This is a genomic window from Streptococcus oralis subsp. oralis, assembly GCF_002096595.1.
Taxonomy (GTDB): domain Bacteria; phylum Bacillota; class Bacilli; order Lactobacillales; family Streptococcaceae; genus Streptococcus; species Streptococcus oralis_D.
Window position 1 is genome coordinate 186,645 of the sequence record NZ_NCUR01000010.1, and the last position, 15,885, is coordinate 202,529.

16 protein-coding genes are annotated in these 15,885 nt (G+C 39.7%); 12 read left to right on the forward strand and 4 right to left on the reverse strand.

Going from position 1 to position 15,885, the window contains the following annotated elements:
* Positions 1-22: 22 nt before the first annotated feature.
* Entirely contained in the window at positions 23-718 is a 696-nt protein-coding gene (locus B7714_RS05275; protein WP_084859860.1) for a VIT1/CCC1 transporter family protein, read from the reverse strand.
* Between the two features lie 205 nt (positions 719-923).
* On the opposite strand from B7714_RS05275, the gene B7714_RS05280 reads away from it, so the two are divergent.
* Genes B7714_RS05280 through ftsY form a run of 3 tightly spaced genes read left to right on the forward strand, consistent with a single transcriptional unit; the run spans position 924 to position 3,802 of the window.
* Positions 924-1,715: a Cof-type HAD-IIB family hydrolase gene (locus tag B7714_RS05280; protein ID WP_084860378.1), complete on the forward strand. Its 792-nt coding sequence runs from the start codon at positions 924-926 to the stop codon at positions 1,713-1,715.
* Complete coding sequence (locus B7714_RS05285) at positions 1,715-2,533, forward strand: Cof-type HAD-IIB family hydrolase (RefSeq protein ID WP_000763413.1); 819 nt, start codon at positions 1,715-1,717, stop codon at positions 2,531-2,533. Before B7714_RS05280 ends, B7714_RS05285 begins: the two co-directional genes overlap by 1 nt.
* A 3-nt stretch (positions 2,534-2,536) precedes the next feature.
* Entirely contained in the window at positions 2,537-3,802 is a 1,266-nt protein-coding gene (gene ftsY, locus B7714_RS05290; RefSeq protein WP_084859861.1) for a signal recognition particle-docking protein FtsY, read from the forward strand.
* Positions 3,803-3,846: 44 nt separating this feature from the next.
* On the opposite strand, the gene zwf is transcribed toward ftsY, so the two are convergent.
* The 3 genes from zwf to B7714_RS05305 all read right to left on the reverse strand — a co-directional run bounded on the left by zwf (position 3,847) and on the right by B7714_RS05305 (position 8,389).
* Positions 3,847-5,334, reverse strand: a complete 1,488-nt coding sequence (gene zwf, locus B7714_RS05295; protein WP_049518786.1) for a glucose-6-phosphate dehydrogenase — start codon at positions 5,332-5,334, stop codon at positions 3,847-3,849.
* A gap of 149 nt (positions 5,335-5,483) precedes the next feature.
* A complete protein-coding gene (locus B7714_RS05300) occupies positions 5,484-6,224 on the reverse strand; it encodes an amino acid ABC transporter ATP-binding protein (RefSeq protein WP_001096337.1) in 741 nt (246 codons plus the stop codon).
* Positions 6,224-8,389, reverse strand: a complete 2,166-nt coding sequence (locus tag B7714_RS05305) for an ABC transporter substrate-binding protein/permease (protein WP_000726959.1) — start codon at positions 8,387-8,389, stop codon at positions 6,224-6,226. Before B7714_RS05305 ends, B7714_RS05300 begins: the two co-directional genes overlap by 1 nt.
* Before the next feature lie 180 nt (positions 8,390-8,569).
* On the opposite strand from B7714_RS05305, the gene uvrB reads away from it, so the two are divergent.
* The 9 genes from uvrB to B7714_RS05355 all read left to right on the forward strand — a co-directional run bounded on the left by uvrB (position 8,570) and on the right by B7714_RS05355 (position 15,777).
* Positions 8,570-10,558: an excinuclease ABC subunit UvrB gene (gene uvrB, locus B7714_RS05310; RefSeq protein ID WP_084859862.1), complete on the forward strand. Its 1,989-nt coding sequence runs from the start codon at positions 8,570-8,572 to the stop codon at positions 10,556-10,558.
* A gap of 15 nt (positions 10,559-10,573) precedes the next feature.
* Positions 10,574-11,200: an NAD(P)H-dependent oxidoreductase gene (locus tag B7714_RS05315; protein ID WP_084859863.1), complete on the forward strand. Its 627-nt coding sequence runs from the start codon at positions 10,574-10,576 to the stop codon at positions 11,198-11,200.
* A gap of 8 nt (positions 11,201-11,208) precedes the next feature.
* On the forward strand, positions 11,209-11,772 hold the full coding sequence (locus B7714_RS05320) for a GNAT family N-acetyltransferase (protein WP_084859864.1): 564 nt from the start codon (positions 11,209-11,211) through the stop codon (positions 11,770-11,772).
* Complete coding sequence (locus tag B7714_RS05325) at positions 11,738-12,241, forward strand: GNAT family N-acetyltransferase (RefSeq protein WP_084859865.1); 504 nt, start codon at positions 11,738-11,740, stop codon at positions 12,239-12,241. Before B7714_RS05320 ends, B7714_RS05325 begins: the two co-directional genes overlap by 35 nt.
* Before the next feature lie 88 nt (positions 12,242-12,329).
* Positions 12,330-12,833, forward strand: coding sequence for a hypothetical protein (locus B7714_RS05330; RefSeq protein ID WP_084859866.1), 504 nt, complete (start codon positions 12,330-12,332; stop codon positions 12,831-12,833).
* 495 nt (positions 12,834-13,328) lie between these two features.
* Positions 13,329-13,886 (forward strand): hypothetical protein, encoded by a 558-nt coding sequence (locus tag B7714_RS05340; RefSeq protein WP_084859868.1) that lies wholly within the window; start codon positions 13,329-13,331, stop codon positions 13,884-13,886.
* Positions 13,864-14,307, forward strand: coding sequence for a hypothetical protein (locus B7714_RS05345; protein WP_084859869.1), 444 nt, complete (start codon positions 13,864-13,866; stop codon positions 14,305-14,307). The genes B7714_RS05340 and B7714_RS05345 overlap by 23 nt, the downstream gene beginning before the upstream one ends.
* A gap of 23 nt (positions 14,308-14,330) precedes the next feature.
* Positions 14,331-14,798 carry an 8-oxo-dGTP diphosphatase gene (locus tag B7714_RS05350; RefSeq protein ID WP_084859870.1) on the forward strand — a complete coding sequence of 156 codons (468 nt, stop codon included), beginning with the start codon at positions 14,331-14,333 and terminating at the stop codon, positions 14,796-14,798.
* A gap of 205 nt (positions 14,799-15,003) precedes the next feature.
* Positions 15,004-15,777, forward strand: coding sequence for a class I SAM-dependent methyltransferase (locus tag B7714_RS05355; protein ID WP_084859871.1), 774 nt, complete (start codon positions 15,004-15,006; stop codon positions 15,775-15,777).
* Positions 15,778-15,885: the final 108 nt, after the last annotated feature.

Genomic DNA, 15,885 nt, shown 5'->3' on the forward strand with positions numbered 1-15,885 from the left:
TTCATCGAGGTATTTCTTTATCTTAAATGCTGAAGAGTTGTCCCAAGAGGAAGGTTACTCCCATGGTCAGAAGTCCGATACAGAGGTTACGGATCATAGCAGTTTTCGTAGGTGCCTTGCCTAGTTTAGCACTGGTATAGCCAGTGACAAGAAGGGAAAGGGCCACGATAAAAACAGTAGCAGGAATGCGATAATCGCTTGGAAAGACGGTGATTGAAATCATAGGAGGAAGGCTTCCCAGTACAAAGGCGATAAAGCTAGAGATCGCAGCATGCCAAGGATTGGTAAACTCTTCGTACTCGATACCGTATTTTTCCTCAACCAAGGCTTTGAGTGGATTTTTTAAAAAGGCCTTGTTGGTCAAAAGTTGGGCGGACGTTTCACACTCACCATTTTGTAAGTAAGCAGCATAGAGGGATTGTTTTGCAGATTCCATGTCCTTATCCAAGAGTAGTTGCTCTCTAGCGACAGCGGCTTCTTCCGTGTCTTTCTGAGTGGATACAGAGACATATTCGCCACCTGCCATAGAAAAAGCACCAGCGAGGATAGCAGCCAAACCTGATAAAAAGATAATCCAGATATTGCTTGTCGCACTGGCAACACCGATAACAACTCCAGCGATGGAAATAATCCCATCATTGGCACCCAGAACACCTGCGCGTAGGATATTGAGTCGGCCTGCAAAGTTTGCATCAATTTCATGTTTTATTTCAATCATAGTCATCTCCTTTCTCTCCATTATAGAGAAAAGGGTAGGGGAATACAAACTTTTTAAACTATCTGAAAAAAGTTCTACTATTCTAATTTTTATGCCCTTTGAAGTTTCTCCGAAAAAGTAGTGCTATCCTACTGTACTGGACCTTTTTAAACTTATCTATGGTATAATAGAAGATAGATTTATCAATTGGAGAATGAAGGATTTTATGATTAAACTTGTAGCAACCGATATGGATGGAACCTTTCTAGATGGAGAGGGTCGGTTTGATATGGAACGCCTCAAAAAATTGCTTGTTTCCTACAAGGAAAAGGGGATTTATTTTGCAGTGGCCTCGGGTCGCGGTATCTTGTCCCTTAAAAAGCTATTTGCGGATGTGCGTGACGAAGTGATTTTTATAGCTGAAAATGGCAGCTACGTTGAGTTTCATGGTGAGGATATGTACGAGGCTACGATGTCTCGCGACTTTTACTTGAGTACTTTTGAAGCTTTAAAGAAATCACCCTATTTTGATGAAAGAAAAATGCTTCTGACAGGGAAAAAAGCTTGTTATGTATTGGAAACAGTGGATGAAACCTATCTAAAGTTAAGTAGTCACTACAATGAGAACATTCAAAAAGTATCACGTTTGGAAGATATCACAGATGAGATTTTTAAATTCACCACCAACTTCACAGAAGAAACGATAGAAGTTGGTGAGGCCTGGGTCAACGAAAATGTTCCTGGTGTGAAAGCCATGACAACTGGTTTTGAATCCATTGATATTGTCTTGGACTATGTTGATAAGGGTGTAGCTATTGATGAGCTGGCAAAAAAACTTGGTCTGACCATGGATCAGGTTATGGCTTTTGGCGATAATCTCAATGACCTTCACATGATGCAGGTAGTGGGGCACCCCATCGCTCCTGAAAATGCGCGACCAGAAATTTTAGAATTAGCAGAAGCAGTGATTGGCCACCATAAGGACCAATCAGTGATGGCTTATATGGAGGGTTTGTAATGGCAGATATTAAATTGATTGCACTGGATTTGGACGGTACTTTGCTGACAACGGATAAAAAGCTGACAGATCGTACCAAGGCGGTCCTCAAAGCTGCGCGTGACCGTGACATCAAGGTCGTTCTGACAACGGGACGTCCTCTGAAGGCTATGGATTTCTTTCTCCATGAGCTAGGGACTGATGGTCAGGAGGATGAGTACACCATCACCTTTAATGGTGGTCTAGTACAGAAAAATACAGGGGAGATTCTCGATAAAACCGTCTTTTCAATCGACGATGTGGCACGCTTGTACGAGGAAACTGAAAAACTCGGATTACCGTTAGATGCTATTTCAGAAGGAACCGTCTATCAAATCCAGTCAGACCAAGAAAGTCTCTATGCTAAGTTCAACCCAGCCCTGACTTTCGTACCTGTCGCTTTTGAAGATCTATCTAGTCAGATGACGTATAATAAATGCGTGACTGCTTTTGCCCAAGAACCTTTGGATGCAGCGATTCAACAGATTTCTCCAGAATTGTTTGACCAATATGAAATCTTCAAATCGCGTGAACTCTTATTGGAATGGTCGCCGAAAAACGTCCACAAGGCAACAGGTTTAGCGAAATTAATTAAACACTTAGGAATCGACCAAAGTCAAGTCATGGCTTGTGGGGACGAGGCCAATGACCTTTCCATGATTGAATGGGCAGGTCTGGGAGTTGCTATGCAAAATGCTGTTCCAGCAGTTAAGGAAGTTGCCAATGTGATTACCCCAATGACCAACGACGAGGAAGCCGTTGCCTGGGCTATCGAAGAATACGTGCTAAAGGAGAACTAAAATATGGGATTATTTGACCGTCTATTCGGAAAAAAAGAAGAGCCGAAAATCGAAGATATTGTAAAAGAAGCTCTGGAAAATCTTGATTTGTCAGAAGAAGTTGAGGAAAACCAAACGGCAGTCGAAGAAACTTCTCAGGAAGTGACAGCAAGAGACAAAGTGGAAGAAACCCCTCAGATCTTGACAGAAGAAGTTATTGAACCAGAAGCAGTCGAAGAAATTGCTCAGGAAGATCTTGAGCTAGAAGCTGATGAATTGGAACAACTCCAAGAGCTGGAAGAAGTTTTAGAAGAAGAGAGCCAAGAGTATCTAGAAACTGAAGAAGAACTTCCTCAGGTTGAGGAAACCGTTCAGGAAAAATATGACCGCAGTCTCAAGAAAACCCGTACGGGATTCGGAGCTCGTTTGAATGCTTTCTTTGCCAACTTCCGTTCAGTCGATGAAGAATTCTTCGAAGAATTGGAAGAACTGCTCATCATGAGCGACGTCGGTGTGCAAGTCGCTTCAAACTTAACAGAAGAACTACGCTATGAAGCTAAACTCGAAAATGCTAAGAAGCCTGACGCGCTCCGTCGTGTCATTATCGAGAAATTGGTCGAGCTCTATGAGAAGGATGGCAACTACGATGAACAAATCCATTTCCAAGATGGTTTGACAGTCATGCTCTTTGTCGGAGTCAATGGTGTTGGGAAAACAACTTCTATCGGGAAATTGGCTCATCGCTACAAACAAGCTGGCAAGAAAGTCATGTTGGTTGCGGCAGATACCTTCCGTGCTGGCGCCGTTGCCCAGCTAGTAGAATGGGGCCGTCGTGTGGATGTTCCTGTTGTGACGGGACCTGAAAAGGCTGATCCAGCAAGTGTGGTATTTGATGGGATGGAACGTGCTGTAGCAGAAGGAATTGATATCCTTATGATTGATACAGCAGGCCGTCTGCAAAACAAGGACAACCTTATGGCCGAGTTGGAAAAGATTGGTCGCATTATCAAACGTGTCGTTCCTGAAGCACCTCATGAAACTTTCCTGGCACTCGATGCTTCAACTGGACAGAACGCCTTGGTACAAGCTAAGGAATTTTCGAAGATAACACCATTGACAGGTATTGTTTTGACAAAAATTGACGGAACTGCCCGAGGTGGTGTTGTTCTGGCTATCCGCGAAGAACTCAATATCCCTGTAAAATTGATTGGTTTCGGTGAAAAAATTGATGATATTGGGGAATTCAACTCAGAAAACTTTATGAAGGGTCTCTTAGAAGGCTTGATTTAATACAAAATAAATATCCTGCAAGATTGACTTGCAGGATATTTTTGCTATTCTAAACGGCCATCTTCACGATAGGCGATATCTGGTTGCCAGGTCCATTTAGCTCCATACTTCTCAAGTAATTCAAAGCTAGCTTGTGGCCCCATGCTTCCAGCTTTATAATCGTAGAGTGGAGCTCCGTTTTCTGCCCAGAGCTCTTCGATACGGTCAATCAATTTCCAAGAAGCACTTACCTCATCCCAGTGGCTAAAATTGGTTGAGTTGTTGTTCAAAACATCGTAGATTAATTTCTCGTATGGGTCTGGTGAGGCTCCAGTAGCAGTAGCATCTGTACGGTAATCTAGAGAGCTTGGTGCCAGATTGAATTCTTCACCGACTTGTTTCCCATTTAAGCTAAGAGAGAATCCTTCAGTTGGTTGGATATAGATGGTCAAGATATTTGGTGCTAATGGTTCTCCAAAGATAGAGTCCATTTGCTTAAAGACGATATTGACGTGAGTTCCTTTTTCGGTCAGGCGTTTCCCTGTACGGAAGAAAAAGGGAACACCACGGAAACGATCGCTATCTACAAAGAAGGCGCCAGATGCAAAGGTTTCTGTTGTAGATTCAGGATCGACATTTGGCTCGCTTCGATAGGAAATGTATTTCATACCATCGATTTTACCAGAGCGGTACTGACCACGGATAAACTGTTCTTTCAATTCTTCCTCAGTTGGATGATAGAGGTTTTTAAAGACCTTTATCTTTTCAGCACGAATCTCATCCTTTGTAAAGCTAGCTGGTTTGTCCATGGCTAGAAGAGAGAGAAGTTGGAGAGTATGGTTTTGCACCATATCACGAAGGGCACCAGATTGATCGTAGTAGCCACCGCGTTCTTCTACACCCAAACGTTCCGCAAAGGTAATCTGAACATTATCGATGTGTTCGCGATTCCAAACATTCTCAAAGATCATGTTGGCAAAACGAACAGCAAAGATACTCTGAATCATCTCTTTACCTAGGTAATGGTCGATACGGTAGATTTGCTCTTCATCGAAGGCCGCAAGGAGATCTTCGTTGAGTATGCTAGCTGTTTCGTAGTCTGTACCAAATGGTTTCTCAACGATCAAGCGCTCAAAACCTTTGCCATCAACAATGTTTTCAGATTTGAGGTGCTTGGCAATGGTTCCAAAGAACTGAGGTGCCATAGACAAGAAGAAGAGCTTATTGTGTTCAGCTTGGTATTTTTCGTTGAGCTCAGCTTGTAATTGACGCAAAGCAATGTAATGTTCCGTATCATTCACATCATGGCTTTGATAGTAGAAGTGGCTGGCAAATTCTTGGGCTTGCTCGGTACTATCTGCCAAATCAAGGATGGACTCAACAACTACAGATTCAAAATATTCCTTACTCCAAGGTCTACGAGCTGTTCCGATAACAGCAAAATGCTCAGAGAGATTGCCTGATTTATAGAGTCTGAAAAGGGAAGGGTAGAGTTTGCGTTTAGCTAAATCTCCACTCGCACCGAAAATTGTAACAATAACCTTTGATGACATCTAGCTACCTAATTTCTATATTTTTTCCTAGTTGGACTAGGGATGAGATTTCCTCATTATCATAGTTTTTATTTTATCATAATTTTCAAAAAAAACAAAAAATCCAATACGCAATTAAAAAACTGTAAGGAGAACCTTACAGTTTTGTTTTATACATTTAAGACCTTGTCCAAGAACTCTTTTAGACGAGGGTGTTGCGGGTTATCGAAGATTTGATCTGGAGTTCCATCTTCCAGGAATTCACCATCAGCCGTAAAGATAACGCGGTTGGCAACCTGACGAGCAAATCCCATCTCATGGGTTACGATAATCATGGTCATGCCTTGTTCTGCCAATTCCTTCATAACATTCAGTACATCTCCAACCATTTCAGGGTCAAGAGCGGAAGTTGGCTCATCAAAGAGCATGATATCAGGATTCATGGCAAGTCCACGAGCGATAGCTACACGCTGTTTCTGACCACCTGAAAGGCTATCTGGGTTAGCATTAGCTTTGTCTGCAAGACCGACTTTCTCCAGCAACTCCATCCCCAATTTTTCAGCTTCTTCTTTGGTCATTCGTTTGTGTTCAATAGGAGCAAAAGTGATATTTTCTAGGACGGACATGTGAGGGAAGAGGTTGAAATGTTGGAAGACCATTCCCACGTTTTCGCGAACATGGTCGACATTGGTTGATTTTTCAGTCAGATCATAACCATTTACTGTGATGTGGCCACTCGTTACCTCCTCAAGAAGGTTAAGGCTACGGAGGAATGTGGATTTACCAGAACCGGAAGGACCGATGATACAGACAACATCTCCTTCATAGAATTTAGTTGTAATTCCTTTTAAAACTTCGTTTTTTCCATAATACTTATGCAAATCATTTACATCAATTTTTAGTTTTGCCATTAACGAATCCTCTTTTCTAAGCGTTTCGCTAGTCTAGTCAAAAGCGTGATAATTACAAGATAGAAGATAGCAAGGATTGCATACATCTTGAAACTTTGGTAGTTACGGGCGATGATGATCTTACCAGTTTGGAAGAGTTCAACCAAACCGATAGCAGAGACGATGGTTGTATCTTTAAGAGCGATAACGAATTGGTTGACAAAGTTTGGCAACATCAATTTAGTTGCTTGTGGCAAGATAATCTTACGCATGGTTTTTCCGTAAGAGATACCAAGACTGCGGCTGGCCTCCATTTGGCCAACTGGAACAGCTTGGATCCCACCACGAACAATTTCAGCGATATAAGCAGCTGCATTGAGTGAGAGGGCGATAGTACCAGCTACAAAGTCATTGATTGGACTTTGTTGGCCTGTAATGGACTCGATGAAGTTTGGAATACCCCAGAAGATGAAGGCTGCAAGAATCATCAATGGGATACCACGGATAACGTCAACGAAAATCTCAGAGATCAGACGAAGTGATTTGTATGGGCTAACGCTAAACATACCAAAGATAATCCCGATGACAATGGCAATTGCAAATGAGATAAGAGCTAGAGCAAGAGTGATTCCAAGTCCACTAAGGAGTTGTTTGTAGTTGTTTTGAAGCAAGCCCCAGATAGTAGTTTCGTCAACTGTACTTGTAGAGTCAGTTGAAGTTTCGCTAGCTAGATACTTGTCAAGAATCTTTTGGAATTCACCGTTAGCTTTGAGGTTCGCAAGTCCATTATTGAACATCTGGATCAATTCTGGATTTGTTCCTTTTTTAACCGCAAAGGCTGTTTCACCGATTGGAGTTCCAGCGATTGGCGTTTTCAATTTTTGCCCTTGGCTGATAGAATATTTGAGAACTGGCTCATCATCCATCACGGCATCAATAGATCCAGTATTCAGACTGTCATACATAGAAGCGCCATCTGCGAAAGTTTTAATCTTATAGCCGTATTTGCTTTGATTTTCAGTAAGGAACGTTTGAGAAGCAGTTCCGTTTTTAACACCGACAGTTTTATCCTTGAGGTCTTCATAAGAAGCAATTGTGCTTGATTCTTTCACACCGAGAATCGTATTTGCTGTGTAGTATGATTCTGAGAAGTCGAAGGTTTCCTTACGAGCATCTGTTACAGACATACCAGCAATGATACCATCTGCTTGTCCAGCTTGAACAGCACTAATGGCTGCATCAAATCCTGGATTGGTAATCTCAATTTCAAAACCTTGATCTTTGGCAATGGCCTTGATAAGATCCATATCAATACCGGTGTATTGATTGCTTGAATTTTGAAAGACGAATGGGGCGAAAGATGAGTCGCTGGCAATAATATACTTGCTTTTCACAGGAGTAGCTTTTTGTCCAGCAGCAGTAGTTATTGTTGGGCTTGCCGTAGTTTTAGAAGCCGTCCACTTTTGGATGATTTGCTCCAAGCTACCATCCTTCTTCATTTGTGCTAGGGCTTCGTTAAACTCGGTAACCAAGTGTTCATACTTGCTCCCTTTCTTGACACCAAAAGCAAAGCTTCCAACAGCCTCGCCATCCATATTGATGCTGAGATCTTGTCCTTGGTTAATCGCATACTCAATAACAGGTTTATCATCCATGATGGCGTTCACAGCACCAGCACTTAGACTGTTATTCATCAAATCACCTGTATCAAAGGTTTTGATAGAGAAACCGTATTTATCTTTGATACTTTCGAGGAAACGTTGAGCGGCAGTTCCGTTCTTAACTCCAACTGTTTTCCCGCTAAGTTCCTCATATTTGGTGATTTTATTTGCCTTTGTGGTAGCAATGACAACTTTTGTATCATAATAGGTATCAGACATGGTAAAGACATTTTCGCGTTCTTTTGTTTTTGTCATACCTGCCATAATAGCATCTGCTTGACCTGACTGCACTGCATTTACAGCTGCGTCAAAGCCGGGATAAGACATTTGGATGTTCCATCCTTTGATTTCTGCGACTTTATTGATAATATCAACATCAATCCCTTTATAGGTTTGATCTGAATCTTTAAACTCAAAAGGTGCGTAAGCTGTATCAGACACAATCTTAACAGTATCAGCTTTTGCCATACCTAGTGAGAAAATGGGAAATAAAATGAGCAAACATGCTAGTATTTTTTTCTTCATTTTTAGTCTCCTTTTCCGAATATTTTCCCATTATATCAGAAAATGAATGAAAAGGCAAATTTTATGGATTTTATGTAAGGAAATGTAACATGAAATACTCACTCTTATCAACCTAGAGTAGAGTCTGAAAAGTAAATTTATGGTAAAATAGAAGGATAGAAAAATGCAGATGAGGCAATCATGATTAATAGAATTACAGATAATAAATTTAAACTAGTATCAAAATACCAACCTTCAGGAGATCAACCCCAAGCGATTGAGCAGTTGGTTGACAATATCGAAGGTGGAGAGAAGGCCCAAATTTTGATGGGGGCGACGGGTACAGGGAAGACCTATACCATGAGTCAGGTCATTTCCAAAGTTAATAAACCAACTTTGGTCATTGCCCATAACAAAACGCTAGCTGGGCAGCTCTATGGAGAGTTCAAGGAATTTTTCCCTGAAAATGCAGTCGAGTACTTCGTATCCTACTATGATTATTATCAACCAGAGGCCTATGTCCCTTCGAGCGATACCTATATTGAGAAGGATAGCTCGGTCAATGATGAGATTGACAAGCTTCGACACTCAGCGACTTCAGCTCTTCTGGAGCGTAACGATGTCATCGTCGTAGCTTCTGTCTCTTGTATCTATGGTTTGGGTTCGCCCAAGGAATATTCTGATAGTGTTGTTAGTCTTCGTCCAGGTCTGGAGATTTCTCGTGATAAACTCTTGAATGACTTGGTTGATATTCAGTTTGAACGCAATGATATTGATTTCCAACGGGGAAGATTTCGCGTTCGAGGGGATGTGGTGGAGATTTTCCCAGCTTCCCGTGATGAGCATGCCTTTCGAGTAGAATTTTTCGGTGATGAGATTGACCGTATCCGAGAAGTTGAGGCTCTGACGGGTCAGGTATTGGGAGAAGTGGATCATCTGGCGATTTTCCCTGCTACTCACTTTGTGACCAATGACGACCACATGGAAGTTGCTATTGCCAAGATTCAGGCAGAGTTGGAGGAGCAGTTAGCTGTCTTTGAAAAGGAAGGCAAACTGCTAGAAGCCCAGCGTTTGAAACAGCGGACAGAGTATGATATCGAAATGCTGCGTGAGATGGGTTATACAAATGGGGTTGAGAACTACTCACGCCACATGGATGGTCGTAGCGAAGGAGAGCCTCCTTATACGCTTCTTGACTTCTTCCCAGATGATTTCTTGATTATGATTGATGAAAGTCACATGACTATGGGGCAAATAAAGGGCATGTACAATGGAGACCGTTCTCGTAAGGAAATGTTGGTCAATTATGGTTTCCGTTTGCCGTCTGCCTTAGATAATCGTCCTCTCCGTCGGGAGGAGTTTGAGAGTCATGTGCATCAGATTGTATACGTTTCAGCGACACCAGGTGACTATGAAAATGAACAGACCGAGACAGTGATCGAGCAAATCATTCGTCCAACAGGGCTCTTGGATCCTGAAGTGGAAGTCCGTCCAACTATGGGACAGATTGATGACCTCCTAGGTGAAATCAATGCCCGTGTTGAAAAGAATGAACGAACCTTTATCACAACCTTGACCAAGAAGATGGCAGAAGACTTGACCGACTACTTCAAAGAAATGGGCATCAAGGTCAAGTATATGCACTCGGATATCAAAACCTTGGAGCGGACGGAGATTATCCGTGACCTACGTTTGGGTGTTTTTGATGTTTTGGTCGGAATCAATCTGCTCCGCGAAGGGATTGACGTTCCTGAGGTAAGCTTGGTTGCTATTCTAGATGCTGACAAGGAAGGTTTCCTTCGTAACGAACGTGGATTGATTCAGACCATTGGACGTGCTGCTCGCAATAGCGAAGGGCATGTCATCATGTATGCAGACACGGTGACCCAGTCTATGCAACGTGCTATTGATGAAACGGCTCGTCGTCGGAAAATCCAGATGTCTTATAATGAAGAGCATGGTATCGTACCTCAGACAATCAAGAAAGAAATCCGTGACCTGATTGCTGTAACTAAGGCAGTTGCTAAGGAAGAGGACAAGGAAGTCGATATCAATAGCCTCAACAAACAAGAACGTAAGGAACTCGTCAAGAAACTCGAAAAACAAATGCAAGAAGCCGTCGAAGTGCTTGACTTTGAACTGGCTGCTCAGATCCGCGATATGATGCTGGAAGTGAAGGCGTTGGGGTAGTGAAGGAGAAAACGAATGAAAATTTTAGTCATCAATGGACATCCTGACAAGGGAAGTTTCTGTCAAGAAATTTTTCGAACGATTGTAGAAAATATTGACTCAAATCATCCTGAGCTTGAATCTATTAACCTAAATGAGATAGATTTTGATCCTGTGTTACGTTATGGTTATCGAAAACGTATGGAAGAGGACTCTTTCATACTTCGCTCTCAGGAATTAATTCAGTGGGCAGATCATTTCATTTTTGTTTATCCAATTTGGTGGAGTAGTATGCCTAGTTTATTGAAGGGTTGGATTGATCGTGTTTTCATGCCAGGAATTGCGTACTCTGCCAATAATCAAGGAAGTTTTATTTGGAATTACTTAAGAGGTCAGCAGTTTAAGAAGTTACTAAAAGGAAAAACAGCCAGTATTTACGCAACATCCATGGCACCAACATGGTGGTACAAAGTATTTTCAGGTCCTATCAATATCCCAGACAGTTATGGAATATCAGTATTAAAGAATGCTGTCCTGAATCATTGTGGAATCAAAACAACGAAAGTTTCAATTTTGGGTGAGTTAGGGCGTGAGGTGAATACAAATTCTACAAGACAAAAATATCTGCAAAAAGTTGCTGAGGAAGTCAAGTCGTTGGATTAGGAAAAAGTATGGTTTATTTAAGAAAACTAATTGAAGAAGATCTGTTGTCTTTGTGGGAAATTGCTTATTCACAATCTGATCCAATTTGGAAGCAGTATGATGCTCCCTATTATGACGATTATCAGCATTTTCCTAATTTTCAAGAATTTAAACTACAAAAATCAGAATCCGCTCTAAACAACTCAAATCGCCTTGGTATTTTTGTTGATGATAAACTAGTTGGGACTGTTTCGCACTACTGGGTATGTAAACAAACAAGATGGATGGAATTGGGAATTTGTATTTATGACAAGAAATTTTGGAACTTTGGAATTGGAAAAGCTGCTATGCTACAGTGGATAGATCAGACATTTCAGGATTACTTGGAGTTGGAGCATCTTGGTTTGACAACTTGGTCAGGAAATCTTGGTATGGTAAAACTTGCTGAAAAATTAAGAATGAAAAAAGAAGCTCATATTCCAAAAGTTCGTTATTACCAAGGCAAATATTTTGATAGTATTAAATATGGTATTTTGAGAGAAAAATGGGGGAAAATAAATGAATCTTACTATCAAAAAGATGGAAACTCCTGAAGAGATAGAAGGTAAATCCCTCGTTCACTGGCAAGCGTGGAGAGAGGCTTATGACGACCTTTTGCCTGCAGAATTTCAGGAGACAATCACATTAGAAAGATGTCGATTCTTTAGTCAAAAGTATACAGAAAATACATTGATTGCGATAGATGGCATGAAGGTAGTTGGTTTTATCAGTTATGGAAACTTTCGTGATGAGACTATTCAAGCTGGTGAAATTATGGCTTTATATATTTTAAAAGACTATTATGGAAAAGGTATTGCTCAGAAGTTAATGAAGGAAGCTCTGACGACTCTTGGACAGTTCTCTGAAGTATTTTTATGGGTATTAAAAGAGAATAAGCGAGCGATTGCTTTCTATCAAAAAATGGGTTTTACTGTTGATGGTCAAGAAAAAATACTTAACCTTGGAAAAACGATCACTGAAATTAGAATGGTATGTAAGAAATCATCAGAATCTGAGAGTTAAATGCAAGGACAGTTGCGATTTGTTTTCTGATTATACAATGAACAAATAATCAAGTTTTAGAATATATTTTAAATAGAGGGAAGTTACTATGAATTTGAAAGAGAAAACTTATGAGAAATCATCAGGCTTAGACTCTGTCCGTTTTTGGTTACAAGGGCATCGATTTGTCAAATTTATGCTTGATATTATATTTTATATCAGCTTGTTCCTAGTTATAGAATTTACAACATCACAGAACAAAAGCATTCCAGCTGATTTTCGGTACAGAGAGCTTTTATTTCCCTTGCAATTGAATCTTTTTATCTTGGGTAATAGGCTCTATGCTCTCTTTTTGTCAGTGAAAACGGAAAAAGAAAGGACTCTTAAAAGATTTTGTGAACCCTTTATTTATATCAATGTCCTTAGCTTCATTTTTCAACTGATTGGCGTGAGAAAAAGAGGAAGAGTTGTTCTCTCACCTTTGTTTTCACTGGAGTCATCCTATATCTGGTTTCCTATTGTCATCTACCTTCTAGTCTTGATGTTAACCTTGGCAATCTTCTTTCTCTCTAAAGCTTCAAAAAAAGGAGTAGATGAAAATGAAGATGAGTAGACAAATGAAGTACAAGACAAAAGAAAAGTCTTCTTGGACTAAGATGATTTATCTTTGGATGGAAAGGCACCGAAGGATTGGTCAACTCCTGGATACGAGTGTGTTATTCGGATCTTTGTTTGTATCATTTCTTGCTGCCTCTTTCATTGGTTCTCCATTCCCAAACTTAAACTATCTTTCTCCCTTAAGCTTTAATCTTTTCCTTCTGCTCTTATCAACCTATTTCTTTGTCTTTCGTTTTAGTAGTGATAAACTTCAGAAATGGCGTTACTTTTCATGGGGATTTATTGGGTTCAATGGTCTTCTTTTTCCCTTTCATCTCTTGGTAGGACTGAATTGGCTAGGGCGTCGCAAGTCAACGAATTTCCCCCCTATAATTTCTATGGATCCAGCCTATGTCTGGGCTCCTATTGTAAGTTATCTCTTTTTCTTTTTCTTAGGGCTGGGCATTCTGCTTTTGGTTATACGGATAGAAAAGAGAAGAAGGAGTCGTAAATGGAACGAAAGATTAAGAAACTAAAGAAGATCAAACAACAGGTCAGAAAAATGAGAAAAATCCAGAAAAAGTATTCTTTGGTAGCTCACATCCAATTGTGGATGGGAAGGCATCCAAAGCTTGCTTCTTTTATGGATGGTGGCATAATATTATTTTCTATTTTTGGTATCATGTATGTGTTGTTTGGGACAACACTTATCCCGAAACCATATCAGGAAATATCCTATGTCTTGCCAATTATTATGAATTTTGTCTTTTTGGTTCACACATTCTATCAAGGTATTTTTAGAAATGGTTTTAGCAACAAGGCTTCAGTACAAGGATTTTTAAAAACTTTTCTATTCATAAACGGACCTATTTTTCTCCTCCACTTACTTGTTGGGGTGAAAGGGAGAAATGTTAAAAAAATTCCTTCCCTATTATCGATCGATTATCGCTACATCTGGCTCCCGATTGCTACCTATCTAATCTTTTTCTTCATTCCAGCGATATTGATGGTGATTTTGAAATATAAGGACAAAAAGAGGAAAAATCATGACAAAAGAAAATCTAACTAAGTTAATTTCGTTTAAGACACTTTATTTGGCTTTGCTGACCTTTGTGGTTCTTCATTTGGCGTTGTTGGTTTTTGGACTATCTTTTACGCCGATTTTGTGGAATAGTTGGTTTTTCATTCTTTGTTTGACCTTCCTAATCCATCCCTGGAGAATCTTTTATAGAACAAGAGATGCTAAATGGTATCACCTTATTTTTCAAATATTTAGTGGATTGGTGACATTTTACCTTTGGTTTGCAGCATTCTTTGTTTTATCAGTTATCTCGGATCCAGCCATCCCTATCAATATAGACTATCGCATAGAAGATAAGGAAATCATCATTGCTAGAGGTTTTTTGGCCCGTACTACTTATGACCATCATGAATTGATCAATCCCTTTATCATGAAGTCAGAAGTAGAATACAACGAAGATACATTTTAATAACTTAGAAAGCGAGCAAATCTATGTCCCGTGCCCAAGCAACCATTTTAACCAACATCTGTCTGATTGAAGACCTCGAAACCCAGCGAGTGGTGATGCAGTATCGCTCTCCTGAAAACAATCGCTGGTCTGGCTATGCTTTTCCAGGAGGACATGTTGAGAATGGCGAGGCCTTTGCCGAGTCTGTCATTCGTGAAATATACGAAGAAACTGGCCTGACCATTCAGAATCCTCAACTAGTCGGCATTAAAAATTGGCCCTTAGATACAGGTGGGCGCTACATCGTTTTTTGTTATAAGGCGACAGAGTTTACTGGGAATCTCCAATCTTCAGATGAAGGAGAAGTATCTTGGGTACAAAAAGACCAGATTCCAAATTTGGATCTGGCCTATGATATGTTGCCTCTGATGGAAATGATGGAAGCACCTGACAAGTCTGAGTTCTTCTATAGCCTCCGTACAGAAGATGGATGGGAGAAAGAAATTTTCTAGTTGTATGATTACTGGAACGGTGTTAACCTTTAATGATTGGTACTTAAATATAGGATAAGTATGTCGGTGTATGTCAACTGAATACTTCAAAATTTCCTATTCTTCTTTTCTATCTTTATCTTTAACAATCTCCACCTTCAATTTTGAAATCGGAGATATTTTATTTTATGGTATAATCTTAAAATATGAAAGGAAGTAAAAGAAAATGGCTGATAAGGTAATTGAACAATATGCAAAACAAGATAATCTTGACATTAGAGTAAAGCTACATAAGAAGTATTCAAAAAATAAATTAGGGTTTAATAATTGGATATTTTCCAACTACCAAATCACTGATGAGGTAAAGGTCCTAGAATTGGGATGTGGTACAGGAGAACTATGGAAAAGTAATAGTGATTCTATTGATAGAATGAAGCAGTTGGTTATTACAGATTTTTCTAAAGATATGGTAAAAACAACGAAGTCAGTGATTGGAAATAGGAACAATGTCAACTATACAATAATGGATATTCAAAAGATTTCTTTTGAGAATGAAACGTTTGATATTGTTATTGCTAATATGCTTTTACATCATGTAAATGATATTCCTAAAGCTCTCTTCGAGGTTAATAGAATCTTAAAAACAGGAGGCATTTTTTACTGTGCCACATTTGGTGAAAATGGAGTTGTAGATTATTTAGCAAGTTTATTTAAAGATGAGATCAATCAAGATTTGGAAAATAAAACGTTTACTTTACAAAATGGCAAAAGCCAACTGAGTATGTATTTTGACTCTGTCGAAACATTACTCTATGATGATGAGTTACAGGTAACTAGTATAGATGACCTAGTTAAATACATTCAATCCTTTAAAGGAATTTCAGAAATAGGTTCGCTAGAAGAAAAAGTCATTCGTAAAAGATTAGAAATGCATTTTCATAAGGGTATGTTAATCATTCCTAAAGAATATGGTATGTTTATTGCTCGAAAAGAAAATTAAGGGAACGATATTGTAAAAAATTTGGAGAAAATTTTCAATGTAAAATGAAACGGATAGTGTTTAGAGCATGTTACAGCTAATTCTCCATATATAAACCTCAAATTTTTA